At 73.0% G+C, this 19,022-nt stretch carries 22 protein-coding genes; 14 read left to right on the top strand and 8 right to left on the bottom strand.

Annotated elements, in window-relative coordinates; genetic code table 11:
* Positions 1-56: 56 nt before the first annotated feature.
* The gene (argC, locus tag ACZ4XD_RS19550) at positions 57-1,085 is read right to left on the bottom strand and encodes an N-acetyl-gamma-glutamyl-phosphate reductase (protein ID WP_468043654.1); all 1,029 of its coding nucleotides are present in this window, start codon (positions 1,083-1,085) and stop codon (positions 57-59) included.
* Positions 1,086-1,225: 140 nt separating this feature from the next.
* Between argC and ACZ4XD_RS19555 the strand changes: the two genes are divergently transcribed.
* Genes ACZ4XD_RS19555 through ACZ4XD_RS19575 form a run of 5 tightly spaced genes read left to right on the top strand, consistent with a single transcriptional unit; the run spans position 1,226 to position 5,406 of the window.
* The gene (locus ACZ4XD_RS19555; RefSeq protein WP_026169289.1) at positions 1,226-1,786 is read left to right on the top strand and encodes an RNA polymerase sigma factor; all 561 of its coding nucleotides are present in this window, start codon (positions 1,226-1,228) and stop codon (positions 1,784-1,786) included.
* A complete protein-coding gene (locus ACZ4XD_RS19560; RefSeq protein WP_468043656.1) occupies positions 1,783-2,607 on the top strand; it encodes a zf-HC2 domain-containing protein in 825 nt (274 codons plus the stop codon). Before ACZ4XD_RS19555 ends, ACZ4XD_RS19560 begins: the two co-directional genes overlap by 4 nt.
* Positions 2,608-2,639: 32 nt before the next feature.
* A complete protein-coding gene (locus ACZ4XD_RS19565; protein WP_468043658.1) occupies positions 2,640-3,449 on the top strand; it encodes an ABC transporter ATP-binding protein in 810 nt (269 codons plus the stop codon).
* A complete protein-coding gene (locus tag ACZ4XD_RS19570) occupies positions 3,446-4,843 on the top strand; it encodes a hypothetical protein (protein ID WP_468043660.1) in 1,398 nt (465 codons plus the stop codon). The genes ACZ4XD_RS19565 and ACZ4XD_RS19570 overlap by 4 nt, the downstream gene beginning before the upstream one ends.
* Entirely contained in the window at positions 4,840-5,406 is a 567-nt protein-coding gene (locus ACZ4XD_RS19575) for a hypothetical protein (RefSeq protein WP_468043662.1), read from the top strand. Before ACZ4XD_RS19570 ends, ACZ4XD_RS19575 begins: the two co-directional genes overlap by 4 nt.
* 129 nt (positions 5,407-5,535) lie before the next feature.
* Here the strand turns inward: ACZ4XD_RS19575 and ACZ4XD_RS19580 are convergent, their stop codons facing one another.
* Entirely contained in the window at positions 5,536-5,727 is a 192-nt protein-coding gene (locus ACZ4XD_RS19580) for a DUF1059 domain-containing protein (protein WP_423665162.1), read from the bottom strand.
* A 124-nt stretch (positions 5,728-5,851) separates the two neighbouring features.
* Here ACZ4XD_RS19580 and ACZ4XD_RS19585 point away from each other — a divergent pair, with 124 nt between their 5' ends.
* From ACZ4XD_RS19585 to ACZ4XD_RS19595, 3 genes are all read left to right on the top strand, one after another.
* Positions 5,852-6,940 carry a class I SAM-dependent methyltransferase gene (locus ACZ4XD_RS19585; protein ID WP_468043664.1) on the top strand — a complete coding sequence of 363 codons (1,089 nt, stop codon included), beginning with the start codon at positions 5,852-5,854 and terminating at the stop codon, positions 6,938-6,940.
* Between the two features lie 87 nt (positions 6,941-7,027).
* Positions 7,028-7,777: a helix-turn-helix transcriptional regulator gene (locus ACZ4XD_RS19590; protein WP_468043666.1), complete on the top strand. Its 750-nt coding sequence runs from the start codon at positions 7,028-7,030 to the stop codon at positions 7,775-7,777.
* A gap of 199 nt (positions 7,778-7,976) precedes the next feature.
* Complete coding sequence (locus ACZ4XD_RS19595; protein ID WP_468043668.1) at positions 7,977-8,429, top strand: YybH family protein; 453 nt, start codon at positions 7,977-7,979, stop codon at positions 8,427-8,429.
* A 19-nt stretch (positions 8,430-8,448) separates the two neighbouring features.
* On the opposite strand, the gene ACZ4XD_RS19600 is transcribed toward ACZ4XD_RS19595, so the two are convergent.
* The 5 genes from ACZ4XD_RS19600 to ACZ4XD_RS19620 form a co-directional block, all read right to left on the bottom strand.
* Positions 8,449-8,811, bottom strand: a complete 363-nt coding sequence (locus ACZ4XD_RS19600) for a DUF4333 domain-containing protein (protein WP_468043670.1) — start codon at positions 8,809-8,811, stop codon at positions 8,449-8,451.
* A 5-nt stretch (positions 8,812-8,816) separates the two neighbouring features.
* On the bottom strand, positions 8,817-9,521 hold the full coding sequence (locus ACZ4XD_RS19605; protein WP_468043671.1) for a hypothetical protein: 705 nt from the start codon (positions 9,519-9,521) through the stop codon (positions 8,817-8,819).
* 219 nt (positions 9,522-9,740) lie between these two features.
* On the bottom strand, positions 9,741-10,310 hold the full coding sequence (locus tag ACZ4XD_RS19610) for a histidine phosphatase family protein (RefSeq protein ID WP_468043673.1): 570 nt from the start codon (positions 10,308-10,310) through the stop codon (positions 9,741-9,743).
* Between the two features lie 43 nt (positions 10,311-10,353).
* Complete coding sequence (locus ACZ4XD_RS19615) at positions 10,354-10,806, bottom strand: GNAT family N-acetyltransferase (protein ID WP_468043675.1); 453 nt, start codon at positions 10,804-10,806, stop codon at positions 10,354-10,356.
* Between the two features lie 97 nt (positions 10,807-10,903).
* On the bottom strand, positions 10,904-12,409 hold the full coding sequence (locus tag ACZ4XD_RS19620; RefSeq protein WP_468043677.1) for an aminotransferase-like domain-containing protein: 1,506 nt from the start codon (positions 12,407-12,409) through the stop codon (positions 10,904-10,906).
* Here ACZ4XD_RS19620 and ACZ4XD_RS19625 point away from each other — a divergent pair.
* Positions 12,408-13,397: a DMT family transporter gene (locus ACZ4XD_RS19625; protein ID WP_468043679.1), complete on the top strand. Its 990-nt coding sequence runs from the start codon at positions 12,408-12,410 to the stop codon at positions 13,395-13,397. The genes ACZ4XD_RS19620 and ACZ4XD_RS19625 overlap by 2 nt on opposite strands.
* Before the next feature lie 209 nt (positions 13,398-13,606).
* Positions 13,607-13,816, top strand: coding sequence for a DUF1918 domain-containing protein (locus ACZ4XD_RS19630; RefSeq protein ID WP_042157046.1), 210 nt, complete (start codon positions 13,607-13,609; stop codon positions 13,814-13,816).
* A gap of 100 nt (positions 13,817-13,916) precedes the next feature.
* Here the strand turns inward: ACZ4XD_RS19630 and ACZ4XD_RS19635 are convergent, their stop codons facing one another.
* A complete protein-coding gene (locus tag ACZ4XD_RS19635; RefSeq protein WP_468043682.1) occupies positions 13,917-15,149 on the bottom strand; it encodes a glycoside hydrolase family 10-like protein in 1,233 nt (410 codons plus the stop codon).
* A 158-nt stretch (positions 15,150-15,307) separates the two neighbouring features.
* Between ACZ4XD_RS19635 and ACZ4XD_RS19640 the strand changes: the two genes are divergently transcribed.
* From ACZ4XD_RS19640 to ACZ4XD_RS19655, 4 genes are all read left to right on the top strand, one after another.
* Positions 15,308-16,165: a 3-hydroxybutyryl-CoA dehydrogenase gene (locus ACZ4XD_RS19640; RefSeq protein ID WP_387246618.1), complete on the top strand. Its 858-nt coding sequence runs from the start codon at positions 15,308-15,310 to the stop codon at positions 16,163-16,165.
* A 225-nt stretch (positions 16,166-16,390) separates the two neighbouring features.
* The gene (locus ACZ4XD_RS19645) at positions 16,391-16,861 is read left to right on the top strand and encodes a DUF4334 domain-containing protein (RefSeq protein WP_468043684.1); all 471 of its coding nucleotides are present in this window, start codon (positions 16,391-16,393) and stop codon (positions 16,859-16,861) included.
* Positions 16,862-16,970: 109 nt separating this feature from the next.
* The gene (locus tag ACZ4XD_RS19650; protein WP_468043686.1) at positions 16,971-18,062 is read left to right on the top strand and encodes an NAD(P)-dependent alcohol dehydrogenase; all 1,092 of its coding nucleotides are present in this window, start codon (positions 16,971-16,973) and stop codon (positions 18,060-18,062) included.
* Between the two features lie 219 nt (positions 18,063-18,281).
* Positions 18,282-18,977, top strand: coding sequence for a zinc metalloprotease (locus ACZ4XD_RS19655; RefSeq protein WP_468043688.1), 696 nt, complete (start codon positions 18,282-18,284; stop codon positions 18,975-18,977).
* Positions 18,978-19,022 lie beyond the last annotated feature (45 nt).

The following is a 19,022-nucleotide window of genomic DNA, read 5'->3' on the forward strand; positions in this document are numbered from 1 at the left end:
CTCCGTCGCTTCTCCGGTCCCGCCGGTCCCGCCCTGCTGCCCCGTGCCGTTCCGGGTCATGGCGCGACCCCGACCTTCGGGAGCCCCGTCCCCTCGGGGAGGCCCAGGGCGATGTTCATGCTCTGCACGGCGCCGCCCGCGGTCCCCTTGGTGAGGTTGTCGAGGGCGCTGATCGCGATGATCCGGCCGGCCGCCGCGTCGAGGGTCACCTGGATCTGCGCCGTGTTGGAGCCGTACACGGCGGCGGTCGACGGCCACTGCCCCTCGGGCAGCAGCTGGACGAACGGCTCGTCGGCCAGCGCCTTCTCGTACGCGGCCCGTACGGCGCCGGCGTCCACACCGGGCTTCGCCCTCGCCGAGCAGGTGGCGAGGATGCCGCGGGACATGGGGGCCAGCGTCGGGGTGAAGGAGACACTGATGCGCTCGCCGGCCACCGCGCTCAGGTTCTGGATCATCTCGGGGGTGTGCCGGTGGCCGCCGCCGACGCCGTACGGGCTCATCGAGCCCATGACCTCGGAGCCCAGCAGATGCGGCTTGAGGGCCTTGCCCGCGCCGGAGGTGCCGGTGGCCGCGACGATCACGGCCTCGGGCTCGGCGAGCCGGTCCGCGTACGCGGGGAACAGGGCGAGCGAGACGGCCGTGGGGTAGCAGCCCGGGACCGCGATGCGCCGGGTCCCCTGGAGCGCGGCGCGCCCGCCGGGCAGCTCCGGGAGGCCGTACGGCCAGGTGCCCGCGTGGTCCGAGCCGTAGAACGCCTCCCAGTCCGTGGCGTCGCTCAGCCGGAAGTCGGCACCGCAGTCCACGACGAGGACATCGGGCCCGAGCTCCTCGGCGACCGCGGCGGACTGCCCGTGCGGCAGCGCGAGAAAGACGACGTCGTGCCCGGCCAGGGCCTCGGTGGTGGTCGCCTGGAGCTCCCGGTCGGCCAGCGGGGCCAGATGCGGCTGGAGCGCCCCCAATCGCTGCCCGGCATTGGAATGCCCGGTCAGCGCCCCGATCTCCACCTCCGGGTGCCCCAGAAGCAGGCGCAGCACCTCACCCCCGGCGTATCCGCTCGCACCGGCCACTGCTGCTCGTACCGTCATGGGCCCTCCTCCTTGATGGCATGACTATACGGAAGCCAGCAGTTTTATGCAATGGCCGGGCGTGAGGCCCCCGCGGGGCGACTGTGACTCAGTTCACAGTAGATCCAGAACCTGCGCGCCGCACCGGGCGTCTGGCTGGTGTGAGATCACGCAGGAGAGCACTGGACGAACTGGACGAGGAACGCCTTGTCCGGCTGGTGGCCAGAGGTGACCGCGGGGCGTTCGACGAGTTGTACCGGCGCACCTCGCCGTGGCTGGCGGTGCGGTTGCGCCGCCGCTGCGCGGACGAGCAGATCGTCGCCGAGGTCATGCAGGAGACCTATCTGGCGGTGTGGCGCGCGGCCGGCGCGTTCGCCGGGAGCGCGGTCGGCGGGACGGCCGTCGGGTGGCTGTGGACGATCGCGGCGCGCCGCCTCGTCGACGCGTTCCGGCGCCGTGCCCACCACGCCGAACCGCCGGTCGCCGCCGCCGAGCGGGCGGTGGTGCCCGCGGCGGAGGAGGAGGCACTCGCCGGGACCGTGGGCGGCGACGTCGGCGACGCCCTGCGGCGGCTGGCGCCGGAACTCCGGGAAGTGCTGCGGGCCACGGTGCTCGACGGGCTCTCCATACGGGAGACCGCCGTCCTGCTCAGACTGCCCGAAGGCACGGTCAAGACCCGCGCCCGCCGGGCCCGGATCGCGATGCGGGAGGCGCTGACATGAGCGGGGAACACGCGTCGAGGCAGTTGATCGACGACTACGCACGGGGTGACGCGGCGATGGCCGCGGACACGGTATGGGCGTTGGAGGCCCATCTGGAGACCTGCGCGTGGTGCCGGAGCCACCTGGCGGCCTGTGTGGCCACCGAGGCGCCCGGCATCGCCGCGCTCGTCGACACCGTCCGGGCCGGTCTGGAACCGCAGTTGGACGCGGCCGTCAGGGCGCCCTCGCGGCGACACCGCCCGAGGTGGGGCGCTGCCTGGCTGACGCCGGTCATGGCCCCTTGGTTGGCCATGACCGTCCTCGTCGCCCTGATGGCGCTGCTGCTGGACGCGGTCGCGCGGCCCATGTTCCTCGGCGGCGTCTCTCCCGTGTTGGCGATCGCACCCGTGCTGCCGCTGTGCGGTGTCGCCGCATCGTGGTCGCGCGGCCTGGACCCGGCGCACGAACTGACGGCCTCGACCGCCCGAGCCGGCCTGCCCCTGCTCCTCCGGCGTACCACGGCGGTTCTCGTGGTGGTCCTGCCCGCGCTCCTGGTGGAGGGATGGCTGACCGGAACGATGTCGGCCGCGCAGTGGCTGCTGCCCTCCCTGGCCTTCACCTCCGCCGCCCTGGCGCTGGGCAGCGTGGTCGGCGTGACCCGCGCCGCCACCGGGCTGGTGGGCGCCTGGGGCGTCGTCGTGGTGCTCGCGTGGGCCACCGACCACGGCCCCGTGGACCTGGAGCGTGTACTGCAGCCGGACCAACTGCCCGCGTGGGGGCTGTTCCTGGCGCTCGGCACCGGCGCCGTGATCGCCCGCAGAAACGCGTACGCAACGCTGTGAAACCATCGTCGACCCTCGCAAGGGACTACCGCATGACGCCCACCACGAGCGCGGCCGACACCGCGCCGAAAACCTACGCCTGGCAGATCCGGGCCAGTGGCCTGAGAGTACGCGTCGGACGGAAGAAGATGGCCGTCGACGGGCTCGACCTCTCCCTGGGCATCGGCACCCACGGCCTCCTGGGGCCCAACGGCGCGGGAAAGACCACCCTGATCCGGGCGCTGGCCACCGTGCTGCGCCCCACCGAGGGCGAACTGGAGCTGCTCGGCACCTCCCTGGGCAGGATGGTCGACCACCGGGACCTGCGTCGCCGGATCGGCTACCTGCCGCAGGACTTCGGCTACTACAAGCGCTTCACGGTGCGCGAGTTCGTCGAGTACATGGCCTGGCTGAAGGAGGTCCCGAAGGCGGACGTCCCCGCGGCCGTCCAGCGGGCCGTGGAACGGGTGGGCCTGGCGGACCGCGCCGACCACCGGATGAAGACCCTGTCCGGCGGCATGGTGCGGCGGGCCGGCATCGCCCAGGCCATCGTCAACGACCCCGCGGTGCTGCTGCTGGACGAGCCGACGGCCGGCCTGGACCCGGCGCAGCGACTGCGCTTTCGCGAGCTGCTCCAGGAACTGGGCCGCGACACCTGTGTGGTCGTCTCCACCCACCTGGTCGAGGACGTCGCGGCCGCCTGCTCCGACGTGGTGCTCTTCGCCGACGGCCGCCTCGTCTTCCAGGGCACGCCGGAGGAACTGGCCGCGGCGGGCAGCACCGATTTCCCGGGCGACAGCCCCCTGGAGCGCGGCTACTCGGCGCTGCTCCGCAACTCCGGGCAGCGGGGAGGCACCTGGTGACCGGACGTGTGCTGCGCATCGAGCTGAAGCGCTCCGCCGCCCCGTGGCCCGGCATCGTCGTCCTGGGCGGCAGCCTGGCGATCTTCTGTCTGTACGACGGGCTCTGGTGGAGGGGCACCGCGGGGTGGACGGCCCAGTGGACCTCCATGGCCCTGTGGACCCGGTCCCTGCTGACCTTCCTGTGGCCGCTCGCGGTGGGCACGGGAGCGGTGTACGGGCTGCGCGAACCCCGCTCGCGGATGACCGAACTGCTGACGACCGTGCCGCGGCCGGCCTGGCGCCGTGCGGCGCTGCCGGCCGGTGCGATGGCGCTCGCGCTGGCGTCGGGCTTCGGCCTCCTGGTCCTCGTGGGCGGGGTCCAGGTGGCACTCGGCCGGACCACCTACACGCCGCTCGACTGGCTGCCGATCTCACTCGTGGCGGCGCTGGCCCTCGTCGCGGGGGCCGTGTTCGGCATGGGCGTCGCGCGGGCCCTGCCCTCCGTGCTCACCCCGCCGGGCCTGGTCCTGTTCTTCCTCATGCTGACGGCCCTTCTCCAGCAGAACAGTGACGACACACTGCCGTCGGGCATCGCGCCGAACCGGCTCGCCCAGCTGCTCCCGGTGACCGCGGAGCCGCGGGAGATGCTGCTGACCCTGTCCGGCTCCGTGCACCTCGGTCAGACACTCTGGCTGCTCGGCCTGCTCGCCACCGGCTTCGCACTGCTGTCGGCCGTGACCCGCCGGGCCCGGCTGCTCGCGGTGATCCCCGTCCTGGCCGGTGCGGCCCTGGCCCTGCTGGTCCTCCCGGCCGCTGCCCGCGACACCTACGTCGTCGACAAGGCCGCCGCCGCCCTGGTCTGCGACGGACCGGTGTGCGTGACGCAGGCGAACCGCTCACGCCTGCCCGAGCTCACGCGGCGCGGCAAGGAGGCGCTGCGCGTGCTGCACGAGGTCCTGGGCGACAAGGCGCCGAACGCGGTGCGGGAGGACACCAGGCTGCGCGCGATCGCCGACAAACGCGAGCCCTCCGGCGACGTGGTGCTGGTCGACTTCGACGACCGGCTGCTCGCCGATGCGACAGGGGAGAAACTGACCCGCGCGCTGATCGCCCAGGGTCTGGTACCCAGCTGCTACGGGAACGACGACCGGGAGGGCGGGGGGCGAGGCAATGTCCCTGTCCAGAGCGTCGCCGTGAGCTGGGCCCGGCACGATTCCCGGCTCCAACCGCTGGCGGAGAAGGGCAGCGACCCGTACGTGCGCACGATCTGGCCGGACGCCGACGTCGCCTGGCAGCGGCTGACGGCGCTGTCACCGGGCGAGCAGCGCGCGCGGATCGCCGAACTGCACACCGCCGCCCTCTCCTGCGCGGCGGACCGCCGGCTCGCGGTGCTGGCGGGGAAGGCGACGCGATGAGGTGGCTGCTCCTGTACGCCCGTTCACGGCAGGTGCCCGCCTCGGCCGCCGCGGTCGCGCTCGTCGCGCTGGCGTTGTGGGCCCTCCACGGCCCAGGGCCGGTGGATCAGGCGATGGCGGTCCTGGTCCTCACCGCGAACGTGGCGGCCGCCTCCGTCGGGCTCGGTGGGTGGGACGTCGTGCTGGAGAGGACGGCCGCGATCCGGTGGGTGCCCCGCCGGGCGGCGCATGTGCTGCTGGCCGGCGCGTGCGCCGGTGCGGCGCTGCTGACGGTCCAGGCGGCGGGAGTGCGGCTCGCCCCCGCCGAGGTCGTCGTCCGGGACAGCGCGGGCCTGGTCGGTCTGGCCGCGCTCGGGGCGGCGCTGTGCGGGGCACAGTTCGCATGGACCCTGCCGACCGGCTGGCTCGCGTTCACCCTCTTCGGACCGCATCCGGGCGGCACCGCGGGAGACGTGGTCATGTGGATGATCTGTTCCCCCGCCACGACGGCGTCCACCGGGACCGCGTGCGCCCTGTTCGCGATCGGCACCGTGGTGTACGCCCTCGCAGGACCGAGACGGTAACGGACACGCACCGCGCCGAGCGCTTCAGCCGGCGAAGCTCGCCGACGGAAGCGCTCGGTCAGCGCGACGACGCCCGGGCACCGCGCGACCGCCGCCCCGGCTCCGGGACGGCGGGTCCGTGCCCGTGCCTCAGGCGTGCTGGGGTATCTCGTTCTTCAGGGACGACCTGATCTGTTCGCGCAGCTCCGGGCTGTCGGTGTGGCCGTGGACGGAGACGGCGTGCTCGGTGGCGGCACGGACGACTTCCTCCTCCTCGCCGATGATGACGAGGGTGCAGTTCATCTCGCTCGGGTAGTCCCGGCAGTCGACCTTCTTTCGCATGGTGCACCTCCTGCCTCTTCCTCAAGTGTCGGACGGTCGCCGCCACCGGCCGTATACGGCGAATCCCGTATGGCGCGCGGAGTGGCCGGACTGTTGCAGTGAAGAGGACGAGGAGGTGACAGCCATGGCGACGTCCGCCGGGGCCGGCTCGGGCGGGACCCTGGACCAGGACCGGGTGCAGGCGTTCCTGGAGCGGGTGATCACCGACAGCGGGGCCGCGGTCGCCGGTCTGTGCACCTCGCTCGGTGACCGGCTCGGCCTGTACACGGCCATGGCCGGTGCCGGGCCGCTCACCTCCGCGCAGCTCGCCGCCCGCACCGGGCTGGTCGAGCGCTACGTCCGCGAATGGCTGGCCGCGCAGGTCGCCGGCGAGTACGTCAGCTACGCGCCTGACACCGACACCTACCTGCTGCCCGCCGAGCACGCCGCGGTCCTGGCGGACCCGGAACTGCCCACGTACGCGGCGGGCTTCTTCACCGCGATGCAGGCGCTCTACGCCACCGAGGACGCCCTGATGGAGGCCTTTCGTACCGGTGAGGGCGTCGGCTGGGAGGAGCACAGCACGGCGCTGTTCGCCGGCACCGCGAAGTTCTTCCGCCCCGGCTACGCGGCCGCGCTGGTCCCGGAGTGGCTGACCGCGCTGGAGGGCGTGCGGGAGAAGCTGGAGCGCGGCGCGCGCGTCGCGGACGTCGGATGCGGCTACGGCTACTCCACGACGCTGATGGCACGGGCCTTCCCCCGGTCGCGGTTCCACGGCTTCGACTTCCACCGCCCGTCCATCGAGGCGGCCCGCGGTATCGCGGACGAGGAGGGACTGGCCGACCGGGTCAGCTTCGAAGTCGCCACCGCCCAGGACTACCCGGGCGAGGACTTCGACCTGATCACCTTCTTCGACTGTCTGCACGACACCGGCGATCCGGGCGGTGCGCTGCACCACGCCGAGGAGGCGCTGGCCGACGGCGGGACCTGCATGGTCGTCGAGCCGAACGCCTCGGCGAACGCCCAGGAGAACGCCCACCCCATCGGCCGGGCGCTGACCGCCGCCTCGGTCGCCGTCTGTCTGCCGTCCGCGCTGGCCCAGCACGGTCCGCGGGCACTGGGAAACCACGCGGGTGAGGAGACGATGCGGGAGATAGCCGACGAGGCCGGACTCCACCATTGGCGACTCGCCGCCGAGAGCCCCCTCAACCGCGTCTATGCCGTCGGGCGTTAGCGCGCCTGACGCGCCCGGCCGGTCTTCCCCCGGCCGGCCGGGTGGCCCTCATTTGACGGGCTCACGCCCCCTCGGCACGCTGGACATATGAGCGCGGCCGCGGAGGCCGGCCTGCGACGCATTCTCGCCGTCGTGGACCTCCTGATCGATGCCGTCGACGAGGAAACCCTTGTTCCGGCACTGCTTCCGCTGTTGCTCGGCGCCGTCCCCGGCGACAGCATCATCTGGTCCCCCCGCGCCGGCACCGCCGACCGGCCGCTCACCCTGCCCGCCGGTCTGCTGACCCCGGACGTGCAGGCGGCGTTCGCCCGGGAGGCGGCGGCGGACTCCCTCGTCACCCACACCACCCTCGGCTCCGGCACCCCGATGCGGCGCTCGACGCTGCAGACCCGCGCCGAGTTCCATGCCCTCGCCGCCTACGCCGAGGTCTACCGGCCGTTCGGCGCCGAGCAGCAGCTGGCGATGTCATTCCCCGCGGGCTACGCCGCCGGCCTGCCGCGGAAGGTCTGTGTGGCGATCAGCCGTAACGGCAGCGATTTCTCCGACGACGATGTGGCGGCCGCCGCCCTGCTGCGTACCCGGCTCAGCCACGTGCTCCACCGGCTCGCCCCGCCCACGCCCCCGCCCTCCCTCGTCACCCGGCGCGAGTCGGCCGTACTCGCCCTGCTCGCCCGGGGCCTGACGAACCAGCAGATCGCCCGCCGGCTGGAGATCAGCCCGCGCACCGTCGACAAACACCTGGAGCACGCCTACGCAAAACTGCGGGTGAGCAGCCGGGTCGAGGCGGCCAATGCCTGGCTCACGCGCGGGCGGACGGCGGTGCCTCTCGGGCCGTAGGCGGCGGGCCCACACGTCCCGCCCGGCTCGCGCCGTTCTCGCCGCTCTCGCCGCTCTCACCGCTCTCACCGCTCTCACCGCTCTCACCGCTCTCACCGCTCTCACCGATGAGTTTCCGTACGTGCCGGGGTCTACCCGTCGGACAGAGATTCCGGGGCGCCGCGGCGGCGTCCGGGAGGATCCGACAGGAGGAGCACTCATGACCACCGACATCGACCGTGCGACGGACGAGGCACGGATCCGGGAGCTGCTGGCGGACCGGGCGGCCGCGACGAAGGAGCGGGACGCCCGGCGTTTCCTGGCGTCCAGTGCGCCGGACCTGGTGGATTTCAGTCTCGCTCCCCCGTTGCAGTACAAGGGGCCCGAGGCACGGGACCAGCGGGCCGTCGAGGCCTGGTACGCGACCTGGGACGGACCGATCGAGGTGACCGTGACCCAGCTGGAGATCACGGTCGGCGACGATGTGGCGTTCGGCCACAGCATCAACCGGATGCACGGGACGAAGACCGACGGCGTCGAGGTGGAGCTGTGGAGCCGGGCCACCGTCGGCCTGCGCAAGATCGACGGCACCTGGAAGATCACCCATACCCATGACTCGGTGCCGTTCCTGATGGACGGGTCGGGGCTGGCCGCCCTGGATCTCACGCCGTAGGGGCCGGAGTCCCGCCCTGTCAGCGGGGCAGGGTGTGGCGCCGGTAGGTGACCAGGTTGTGGCGGACGCGGGTGACCTCGACGGTCAGATGGCGGTCCGGGCCGATGGGGAAGTGTGCCGTACAGCGCACCTCGTCGTACCGCACCGGCCGCAGGTCGCCGGAGCAGTGCACCGCGTCGGGCCCGTTGCGGAACGGCAGGGTGAGCTGGCCGCTGATCGTCCGGGCGATCTCGGTGCGCGGCACGGTGTGGGTGCCACCGTCGACCTCACTGGTGGCGTCGCGGGTGCGGAACCGGGCGGCGGTCAGCGCGAGCACACCCGCCACGGCGAGGGCCGTGAGGAGACCGAGGAGGAGGATGCGCCGGGGCGGATGTGCGCTCACCGCCGTCAGCTCCGTTCGCCGCGGGCGCGCCGGCGGCGGACCAGGGCGCCCCCGCCGGCCGCGGCCAGCAGCACCACTCCGCTGAGCGCCGTGGCCGCCCGGCCGGATCCGGCCGCGCCGCCGAGGCCGGTGTCCGCGCCGCCCTGCGGGACGGCCTCCGTGGCGTCACCGGAGACGACCATGGTGCCGGTGAGCGTCCGGCGGCCGTCGCCGGAGCCCCTTCCACGCTCTCCGCCGTCGCTGTCGCCGTGCTCCGTGCCGTATGCCTCGCCGTATTCCCCGGTGCCGGCCCGGTCCGCTTCCGCGGCGCTCCGCCGGGCTCCGGACGCCCCGCCGCAGGTGATGGTGACCTGGTACGAGCCGGGCGCGGTGCCCTCCGGCATGATCGCGCTGCCGCCCATCCGGTCGTTCCGGGAGGTCAGCTGGATCGCGGGGATGTCCGCGCCGTCGAAGGTGGCCTCCGCGCTGTCGCCGGAGCAGGTGCCGCCGTCGTGGACGGAGAAGGCGCCGCCCGGTGCCACCGGGTCGGGCTCGACCACCACCGCCCGCGAGGTGTCCACGGCGGGGCCGGCCTCGGTGACGGTGTCGGTCACCGCCCCGGGGGCGGCCTCGGTGGCGGCGTCCGCACCGTCGCCGTCCCCGAAGAGCAGGACGGACACCGCCAGCGCGCCGGCCGCCAAGGCATACAGAGGAATGTGGCGTATATGCATAAACCGAGCGAAGCGCCAGCCCCGGCGGAGCGCACCTCGATGGCGTCCGCCGCCCGGGGCCAACTGCCCCCGAAGTCGCCTGCCTTCCTGGTCTTTGCGCAGGTCAGACGGGTGCGTACGCCCCGGACGGCGGAACCCGGCGGCTGGGCTTTCCGGGTGGTGCGGCCGGGCGTCCCGGGCACGCGCCGGGCGGGCGGCGGCGGGTGACCGGGCGTCGGCTCACGCCTCCAGCAGGAGGTCCCACTTGCCGGACCGGCCGGTAAGGGTGGTCACCGAGAGCGGCTGGACGTCGATCCGCCAGTACGCGTGCGGCGGCGCCTGGAGCACATAGACCAGGGCGGCGCGGACGACGGCGGGTTCGGCGACCGCGAGCAGCCCGGCGGCGTCCTCGGCCGGCCGGGTGTCCAGCCAGCTGCCGATCCGGGTGATGAACTCCAGCAGCGATTCCCCGCCGTGCGGCGCGGAGCGCGGATCGGCCAGCCACGCCTCCACCCCACGGGGTTCGGCGGCGGTCACTTCGCCCAGGGTGCGGCCGCGCCAGCGCCCCATGTCACAGTCGCGCAGCGCCGGCTGGGCGAGCGGCCGGAGCCCGAGGGCCTCCCCGGTCTGCCGGCAGCGGGCGGACGGCGAGCAGTAGCGGAGTTCGGCGGCGGCGAGCCGGCACAGGACGGGGGCCGCCCGCTCCGCCTCGTGCCATCCCGCGGCGTCCAGCGGGCGGTCGTCGTCGAACCGTGTCTCCAGCAGGGTGGAGTTCCGGGCCGCGGCGAGCAGCTTGAGTCGAACGCTCATGCGCCGATGGTAAGAGCAGCACCGCCCGCGCGGTCCAGGTTGATCAGATATCGACAGGGCCCGGGTCGATCAGCCCGAGGGTCATCCACTGCTCGGGGGACACCAGGGTGCGGAAGCCGACCTTCTCGTACACCCCGTGGGCGTCCTTGGTGGCGAGCGTCAGCCGGCTCAGCCCGCAGGGCGTCAGATGGTCGGCGATGGCCTCGATCAGCGCGGTGCCCAGGCCCTTGCCGCGGTCGTCGCGGCAGATGTAGACGTCGCAGAGCCAGGCGAAGGTGGCGTGGTCGGTGACCACCCGGGCGTACCCGGCCTGGCGGCCGGAACCGGAGGCGTACAGACCGAAGTTGAGCGAGCCCGCGACGGCACGGTCATGCAGCTCCCGGGGGCGGTCCACGGCCCAGTAGGCGTCGGTGGCGAGCCAGTAGTGCACCAGGTCGGCGTCCAGGCGGGCCCGGTCGGTGGAGATCTCGTAGCCGTCGAGGGCGTGATCATTCATGCCGGGAGGTTGGCAGAAGGGCGGGTCCGGCGTCGAACCGGTATGCGAAGGGCGAGGCCGGGGGCCGGCGGCAGGCCCCCGTCGCCCCTCCCCGCCGTCAGCGCACCGGCACTCCCAGCTCCTCGCACGCCGTCCGGAGCCGGCGCACGCCCTCGGTGATCTCGCCGGTGCCGGACGCCGACGCGAAGCTCAGCCGCAGATGCGCGGCGGGCGGCTCGGCGGCGAAGTACGGGCGGCCGGCCGCGACCGCGACGCCCGCCCGCAGTGCCGCGCCGGTCAGGGCCGCCTCATCGGTACCGTCCGGCAGCCGCAGCCAGAGGTGGTAGCCGCCCGGCGGGACGTACAGACCGCCGGGCACCGGGTCGTGGCCGTACGCCGGCCCGGGCCCCGCCTCCGGCCCGGCGAGCGCGGGCAGCTCGTGGTGCAGCGCGGCGGTGAGGGCGTTCCGGCGTGCGGTCAACTCCCCCGCGATCAGCCGCAGATGGCGCCCCCAGGCGGGCGCGCCGACGAGCTCCAGGGCGGCTTCCTGAAGCGGCCGGGGCACGAAGAAGCTGTCCACGACCTGGATGGCGCGCAGCCGGTCGAGCACCGGTCCGCGGGCCGCCAGGGCGCCCACCCGCAGATTGGCCGAGGTGGCCTTGGTCAGCGAGCGGACATGGACGACCGTGCCGTCCCGGTCGTCCGCGATCAGGGTCGGCGGCGGCGTGGGCGCGTCACCGTGGACCAGCAGCCGCGCGAAGTCGTCCTCGATCACGAAGGCGCCCGCCGCGCGCGCCACCCGCAGCACCTCGCGCCGCCGCTCCGCGGCCAGCACCGCACCGGTCGGGTTCTGGAACAGCGGCTGGCACACGAAGAGCCGTGCGCCGCTGGCGCGGAAGGCTTCGGCGAGCAGATCCGTACGGACTCCGTCCGCGTCGAGTGGTACGGGCACCGTCCGCAGCCCGGAGGCGCGGGCCACGGCCAGCATGCCCGGGTAGGTCGGGGACTCGACCAGCACCGGGGCGCCGGGCGCGGCGAGGGCCCGCAGCGCGGCGGTCAGCGCGCTCTGGCCGCCCGCGGTGATCAGGACATCGCTGGCGGCGAGCGGGCCGCCGGACCCGGCGATCTCCCGCGCGAACCAGGCCCGCAGCTCCGGCACCCCTTCGACCGGCGGCCGCCCCCAGACGCCCGGCCGGCGTCCGGCCCGGGCCAGCGCGGCGCCCAGGGCGCGTTCGGGCTGGAGATCGGCGTGCAGATAGCCGCCGTTGAGCTCGATGACGCCGGGGCCGGGGACACCGAGGGTGGCCACCACGCCCGAGGCGTCGACGCTGCGCGGCACCTGGTCGCCGGCCGGCTCCGCGCTCAGCGCGATCTCCTGCCAGGAGGTGTCCACCGGCCGGGGCGCCTCGCTGCGCGGCTCGGCACGGTAGGCACCGGCCCCCGGCCGGGTGGTGACCAGTCCCTCCGCCGCCAGCTCGGCGAGCGCCCGGGAGACGGTCACCGGGCTCACCCGGTGCCGCTCCACCAGCGCACGACTGGAGGGCAGCTTCTCACCGGGAGAGTAGCGATTCAGCTCCGTACGCAGGATCGCGGCCAGTTCGGCACCACTGCTACGCTCTTGCATGAGAGCAAATGATAGCGCTACTGCCACCGCCACGATAGCGGTCAGCACCCCGGACCCCGCCGCGCAGGACACCCGGGCCACCGCCGGGCAGGAGCCCCCGACGACCGCCGCCACCCCCGCCCGTGGCGCCCTCGTCGGCCGTGGCGCCCTGCTGGCCGCCCTGGGCGTGGCCGCCTTCTCGCTCACCTTCCCCGGGACCGCCTGGGCGCTGGAGGGCATGGGCCCCTGGACGGTGGTGATGCTGCGCAGCGTGCTGGCCGCCGTAGTGGCCGGTGGCGCGCTCGCCGTCTTCCGGGTGCGGCTGCCGGAGCGCCGCCACTGGGCGGGAATCGCGGTGGTCGCGGGCGGTGTCGTCCTCGGCTTTCCGCTGCTGACCACCCTGGCGCTGGAGACCTCCACCACCTCGCACGCGGCCGTCGTGGTCGGCCTGCTGCCGCTGACCACGGCCGCCTGCTCGGCCCTGCGGACCGGGGTGCGGCCCTCCCGTACCTTCTGGATCGCCTCGCTGGTCGGCGCCGCCGTCGTCATCGGCTTCGCGGTGCAGCAGAGCGGCGGGGCGCCGGGCCGCGGCGATCTGCTGCTGTTCGCGGCGCTGCTGGTGTGCGCGGCCGGCTACACCGAGGGCGGCCGGCTCGCCCGCCATATGCCGGGCTGGCAGGTGATCGGCTGGGCACTGGTCCTGGTACTGCCGGTGACGGTGACGGGTGCCGCGCTGGCGCTGTCCACCGAGCCGTTGCGGCTCACGGTGCACTCCGTCAGCGGACTGCTGTGGCTGGCGTTCGGCTCGCAGTTCCTCGGGATGGTCGTCTGGTACCGCGGAATGGCCGCGATCGGCATCCACAAGGCGAGCCAGCTCCAGCTCGCCCAGCCGCTGCTGACCCTGGTCTGGTCCGTACTTCTGCTGGGCGAACGGCTGCCGCCGGCCGCTCCGGCGGCGGCACTGGCGGTCCTGGCGTGCATCGCGGTCACCCAGCGGACCCGCGGCTGACCGGCACCGGGCGCCGGGCGGAACGGGATGGCTCAGGACTTACCGGGTGCAGCCGTCCCCTACGGACGTAAACTTGCCGCGAAGGCGGATACCGCCGTCCGGGCTGCTCCAGGCCCGTAAACCGTTGAAACCGTTGGCCGTTCAACCGTTGGCCGGCACGCCGTCGGCCGAACCGGTCGCGCGGCCGCCCCGAAGCGGGGAGGACCCTCATGCACGCAAGCAGGGGCGACCGGCTGGTGGTGCACGGCAGGACCGTCGGGCATCACGACCGGGTTGTCGAGATCATCGAGGTACTGGGCACGAACGGCGACCCGCCCTACCGTGTCCGCGCCGAGGACGGGCATGAGGCGATCATGTCGCCCGGCCCCGACTCCGTCGTCCGGCACGGCAAGACCAACGACGTGGACACCGGCCGGTAGCCGGACCCCGTACACGGAAGCCCACCACGGCCGCGCGGACGGTGCCACCGCCCGCGCGGTCCGCCACCGGGGCGGGCGGTCCGTCGCGCCGTGGAGACCTCTAGGCCCGCGCCGCGCTGCCGTAGTGGTCGCGTACGACCCGCGCCATGGCACCGGCCCGGTCCCTGGCCACCTCCTTCGCCGAGAAGTAGACATGGCCGCCGACCTGCGGGTAGCGGCGGGCGAAGGTGAGGTGACGGGAGAGTTCGGCCGGGTCCTTCCAGGCGGCGGGCTGGGTGTCACCGGCCTTGTAGAGGGCCTCGCCGATGTAGAGGTCCACATCGGTGCCGTCGACGGTCCGCGCCCACCAGGGCACGAGTTCGGCGTAGTCGGCGGGCGCGGAGCCGAGGGGCCAGTAGACCTGCGGCACGATGTAGTCCAGCCAGCCCTCGCGCACCCAGCGGCGGGTGTCGGCGTACAGATCGTCGTAGGTCTGCACCCCGGCCTTGGTACGGGACCCCTGCGGATCGGTGCCCTGATTGCGCCAGACCGCGAACGGGCTGACCCCGAACCGCACCGTGCGCCCGGACCGCTCGTTCCCGTCCCGCAGCTTCTGCGCCATCTCGTACACCAGCCGGTCGATGTTGTCCCGCCGCCAGGCGGCCCGGCTCGCGAAGCCGCTGCCGTACTCCTCGAACTCCGCATCGTCGTCGAAGCGCTGCCCGGCGGCCGGATACGGATAGAAGTAGTCGTCGAAGTGCACCCCGTCGACGGGGTAGCGCCGCACCGCGTCGAGCATCGCGTCCTGGACGAAGTCGCGGACCTCCGGCAGGCCCGGGTTGTAGTAGAGCTTGCCGCCGTACGGGAGCACCCAGTCAGGGTGCCGGCGGGCGGGGTGGCCGGAAACCAGACGGTCGGGATCGGTGTGGTTGGCGACCCGGTACGGGTTGAACCAGGCGTGCAGCTCCAGATCCCGCCGGTGGGCCTCGCGGACCGCGAAGTCCAGCGGGTCCCAGCCGGGGTCGCGGCCCTGCTGTCCGGTCAGATACTGCGCCCAGGGCTCGTACGGCGACGGCCACAGGGCGTCCGCGGTGGGCCGCACCTGGAAGAACACCGTATTGAGCCGGCGGGCGACGGCCGTGTCGAAGTGGGCGCGCAGTTCGCGCTGTTGCTCGGCGGGCCCGAGCTTGGCGCTGGAGGGCCAGTCGAGGTTGGCGACGGTCGCCAGCCACATGCCGCGCAGCTCGCGGCGCGGCGCCCGGCTCCCGGACGGCGCCGCCGCACCCGTGGCGAGCAGCGCGGACGCCGCCCCCACCGCGGCGGTGGCAAACGTTCTGCGTGTCATCCGTCTCATCAAAAGTCCCCAAGTTGTCCGGTTCATCCCGTCTGGGGGCTCAGAATGCCCGCCCCGGCACCCGTGGCCCAGCACCGCGCGGAGTAACGTCGGGGTCGAGGCGGGTGCCGGACCCTTACGGCGTACCGCCGGTCCTGAAGATCAGCGAAAGGCACGATGTGACCGACATCGAACGCGTCGGAGTGGTCGGCTGCGGCCAGATGGGCGCAGGCATCGCCGAGGTGTGCGCCCGCGCCGGACTGGACGTCATGGTCGCCGAGACCACCGGCGAAGCTCTGGAGCTGGGTCGTACCCGTTTGACCAACTCTCTCGGCAAGGCCGCCGAGCGCGGCAAGATCACCGCCGCGGAGCGCGATGCGACGCTCGGCCGGCTCAGCTTCACCACCGACCTCGGGGAGTTCGCCGACCGCGACCTCGTCATCGAGGCCGTAGTGGAGAACGAGCAGGTCAAGACCGAGATCTTCCAGGTCCTCGACCAGGTGATCACCCGGCCGGACGCCATCCTGGCCTCCAACACCTCGTCGATCCCGCTGGTGAAGCTGGCGGTCGCCACCTCCCGCCCCGACCAGGTCATCGGGATCCACTTCTTCAACCCGGCACCGGTGCAGAAGCTCGTCGAGCTGATCCCCGCCCTGACCACCGCCGAGGAGACCATCAAGCGCTCCGAGGCGCTGGTGCAGGACGTGCTGGGCAAGCACGCGATCCGCGCCCAGGACCGCTCGGGCTTCGTCGTCAACGCGCTGCTCATCCCGTATCTGCTCTCCGCGATCCGGATGTTCGAGTCGGGCATCGCCAGCCGCGAGGACATCGACAACGGCATGGAGATGGGCTGCGCCCACCCGATGGGCCCGCTCAAGCTGACCGACCTGATCGGCCTGGACACCGTCGCCTCGGTCGCCGAATCGATGTACCACGAGTACAAGGAGCCCCTGTACGCCGCTCCCCCGCTGCTCGCGCGGATGGTCGACGCGGGCCGACTGGGGCGGAAGTCGGGGTCGGGCTTCTACTCGTACTGAGCGGGCCCGGGGACGCCGCCAAGTACCGCCGCACACCGCCTGATTCCCGAGCGCAGCACCGACGAAGGTGCTGCGCTCGGGCGGTTGTGGGCGGGGCGGCCGGGCCGTGGCCCGGGCAGCGGTGCCCGGCGTGCTGCGGACGAGGACACGGCCCGGCAGGCGTCCTTGATCGCTGGCAGACTGGCCCCGACCTGGACATGGTTCACGAAGGGGAGTGAGCGCCACATGGATGCCGAAGAGGCCCGTGCCCGAATTGCCGCCCTACAGGCGGCTGATGACGCGGTGTCGGACACCGGTGAGTGCGACCGGTTGTGGGCGGCGCTGGAGACCGTACGGCCCGAGGAGATCCTCGGCACCTGGAAGGGCACCGGGATCAGCACCGGCCACCAGGTGGAGGGCCTGCTGGCCCAGGCCCGCTGGTACGGCAAGACCTTCCACTCCGTCGACCGGGTCGAGCCCCTGATCTGCCGGGACGAGGACGGCGCGCTCTTCTCCCACACGGAGCTGGCCAAGGGCGAAGCGAGCCTGTGGATGGTGGAGTTCCGCGGGGAGACGACCGCCACGATGGTCTACGACGGCCAGCCCGTACTCGACCATTTCAAGCGGGCCGGCGACGACACCCTCCTGGGCGTCATGAACGGCAAGAACGTCCTCGATGACGGACGCCACTTCTACTTCCTCCTCGAACGCGCCTGAAGCCCCGCGCCTGAAGTCCCCACCACTTGCCCTGCCGACGGCGCCCCGTGCGGGAGACGCCCCCTCGCGGCCGGCGCGCACGGCAGCCACGAGCTCAAGGAAGACGTACGTGCGGATACAAGCAGCCCTGGTGGAGTCCCCCGGCGGCCCCTTCACCCTCCACTCGCTCCACCTCGACGTGCCACGGCCGGACGAAATCCTGGTCCGTCTCACCGCCACCGGCATCTGCCACACCGACCTGGCCATGCGGCAGGTCTGGCCCCGGGAACGGCTGCCCATGGTCTTCGGGCATGAGGGCGCCGGCGTCGTCGAGGCCGTGGGAGACGCCGTGACCACTGTCGTGCCCGGTGACACCGTCTGCCTCACCTACCGCAGCTGCGGAGGCTGCGACCCGTGCACGACCGGGGGCCCGGCCTACTGCGAGCAGTCCGGCGCCCTCAACGCCCTCGGCTCCCGGCCCGACGGCAGCACGCCCCTCTCCCGCACCGACGGCACCCCGGCCTACGGCAGCTTCTTCGGCCAGTCCGCCTTCGCGACACACTGCCTGACCACCGCGAGCAACACCGTCAAGGTCCCCGCGGATCTCCCTGCGACCCTGGTCGCCCCCTTGGGATGCAGCGTCCAGACCGGGGTGGGCACGGTCCAGAACGTCCTCCGGCCGTCCCCGGGCGCCACCCTGGCCGTCTTCGGAGCCGGCAGCGTCGGGCTCAGCGCCCTCATGGCCGCCGTCGCCGACGACCACACCGTCGTCGTCATCGAGCCCCTCGCCACGCGCCGCGCGCTGGCGAAGGAACTCGGCGCCGCGGCCGTCATCGATCCCACCGCGGAGGAGGACGTGGCGACGGCTGTCCGCGACCTCACCCACGGTGGACCGCAGTACGCCCTCGACACCACCGGCCAACCTGCCGTGGTGTCCCAGGCCATCGGCGCCCTGCGCCCACGGGGAACGCTCGCCCTGGTCGGCATCGGCTCCGCACAGTTCGACACCCTGCCCGTGCTGACCAAGGGCCTCACCCTCCGGGGCGTCACCGAGGGGGACGCCCTCCCCGCCGTGACCATCCCCCATCTGATCGGCCTTCACCGGGAGGGGAAGCTCCCCCTCGAAAAGCTCGTCACCACCTTCCCCTTCGCCGACATCGAGACCGCCGCCACGGCCTCGCTGGCGGGCCACGTCGTCAAACCGGTACTCACCTTCGGCTAGCCGTACGGGCCGCTCCGACCGCCCCCTCCGCTCACTCCGCCTCGCGCCTTCCGGTGCGAGGCGTTGTGCTGTGCCCTGACCTCCCCCGCGCCCGGCTCCCGTCATCCCCCAAATCCCCCTGTAAACGATCTAGTTGCTGATGTATCCATTTACCGGTCTCATGCGTCTCACTTGTGAAAGGACCCTCACACTCCCCCCACAACTACATACGGAGGACCCATGCACAAGGCCCTGCCCGTGGCCGCGGCGCTCGCGGTGTGCGCGCTCGCCGCCGTACCCACACAAGCGGCGACGCTCACCACGAAGGGAAGGGGGTGGAAGTTGACGACCCAGCTCGGCGTCACCAGCCTCAGCCCCGGCCGCCAGTACACGATCACGTTCGCCACGTCCGCCATGAAGACCCGCTACACGCCCTACCTGACGGCCGCGGTGTCCCAGGCCAAGGGCGCCGGGCTGAAGCTCGCCATCGGCGGCGTCGAACCCGTCAACCCGGCGAAGTGCGGGCCCGTGGGGCACATCCAGTTCACCGAGCTCTACCGGCCGCTGGGCCGCGCCGGCTACAGCCAGGGCATGCCCTGCCCGAACCCGTCCAAGGGCGTCGGCACCGGCGGCATCGTCGCCATCGACTCCGAGTACTGGGACGGCACCTGGCCGATTCCCGCGTACAAGCTGCGGAACACACTGGTGCACGAGCCGCTCCACGCACTCGGCCTGGACCACCCCAACCTGGACCTCAACAAGGACGGGAGGACCGCCGACTACGAATGCGTGGCCACCCCCTCCGGCGAGACCCCGATCATGTGCTCCCCCAACGGCGGCTACCGGACCGCCCCCGGCACGGGACGCCTCACCGGCTTCGACCTCGACGGCCTGAAGGCGCTGCTGGCCAACGCCCGCGCCCAGGGCATCAAGTAGAGCGCCGGGCGCGCGGCCCGTAGGGTCCGTCCCGTACGTACCAGC

The sequence above is a fragment of the Streptomyces sp. NPDC029466 genome, from assembly GCF_055574515.1.

What these genes read in the sequence shown, in the direction of transcription:
- argC (WP_468043654.1), bottom strand. Translation starts at nt 1,085, where the DNA reads ATGACGGTACGAGCAGCAGTGGCCGGTGCGAGCGGATACGCCGGGGGT.
- ACZ4XD_RS19560 (WP_468043656.1), top strand. Translation starts at nt 1,783, where the DNA reads ATGAGCGGGGAACACGCGTCGAGGCAGTTGATCGACGACTACGCACGG.
- ACZ4XD_RS19565 (WP_468043658.1), top strand. Translation starts at nt 2,640, where the DNA reads ATGACGCCCACCACGAGCGCGGCCGACACCGCGCCGAAAACCTACGCC.
- ACZ4XD_RS19575 (WP_468043662.1), top strand. Translation starts at nt 4,840, where the DNA reads ATGAGGTGGCTGCTCCTGTACGCCCGTTCACGGCAGGTGCCCGCCTCG.
- ACZ4XD_RS19580 (WP_423665162.1), bottom strand. Translation starts at nt 5,727, where the DNA reads ATGCGAAAGAAGGTCGACTGCCGGGACTACCCGAGCGAGATGAACTGC.
- ACZ4XD_RS19585 (WP_468043664.1), top strand. Translation starts at nt 5,852, where the DNA reads ATGGCGACGTCCGCCGGGGCCGGCTCGGGCGGGACCCTGGACCAGGAC.
- ACZ4XD_RS19590 (WP_468043666.1), top strand. Translation starts at nt 7,028, where the DNA reads ATGAGCGCGGCCGCGGAGGCCGGCCTGCGACGCATTCTCGCCGTCGTG.
- ACZ4XD_RS19595 (WP_468043668.1), top strand. Translation starts at nt 7,977, where the DNA reads ATGACCACCGACATCGACCGTGCGACGGACGAGGCACGGATCCGGGAG.
- ACZ4XD_RS19605 (WP_468043671.1), bottom strand. Translation starts at nt 9,521, where the DNA reads ATGCATATACGCCACATTCCTCTGTATGCCTTGGCGGCCGGCGCGCTG.
- ACZ4XD_RS19610 (WP_468043673.1), bottom strand. Translation starts at nt 10,310, where the DNA reads ATGAGCGTTCGACTCAAGCTGCTCGCCGCGGCCCGGAACTCCACCCTG.
- ACZ4XD_RS19615 (WP_468043675.1), bottom strand. Translation starts at nt 10,806, where the DNA reads ATGAATGATCACGCCCTCGACGGCTACGAGATCTCCACCGACCGGGCC.
- ACZ4XD_RS19625 (WP_468043679.1), top strand. Translation starts at nt 12,408, where the DNA reads ATGAGAGCAAATGATAGCGCTACTGCCACCGCCACGATAGCGGTCAGC.
- ACZ4XD_RS19620 (WP_468043677.1), bottom strand. Translation starts at nt 12,409, where the DNA reads ATGCAAGAGCGTAGCAGTGGTGCCGAACTGGCCGCGATCCTGCGTACG.
- ACZ4XD_RS19630 (WP_042157046.1), top strand. Translation starts at nt 13,607, where the DNA reads ATGCACGCAAGCAGGGGCGACCGGCTGGTGGTGCACGGCAGGACCGTC.
- ACZ4XD_RS19635 (WP_468043682.1), bottom strand. Translation starts at nt 15,149, where the DNA reads ATGAGACGGATGACACGCAGAACGTTTGCCACCGCCGCGGTGGGGGCG.
- ACZ4XD_RS19645 (WP_468043684.1), top strand. Translation starts at nt 16,391, where the DNA reads ATGGATGCCGAAGAGGCCCGTGCCCGAATTGCCGCCCTACAGGCGGCT.
- ACZ4XD_RS19655 (WP_468043688.1), top strand. Translation starts at nt 18,282, where the DNA reads ATGCACAAGGCCCTGCCCGTGGCCGCGGCGCTCGCGGTGTGCGCGCTC.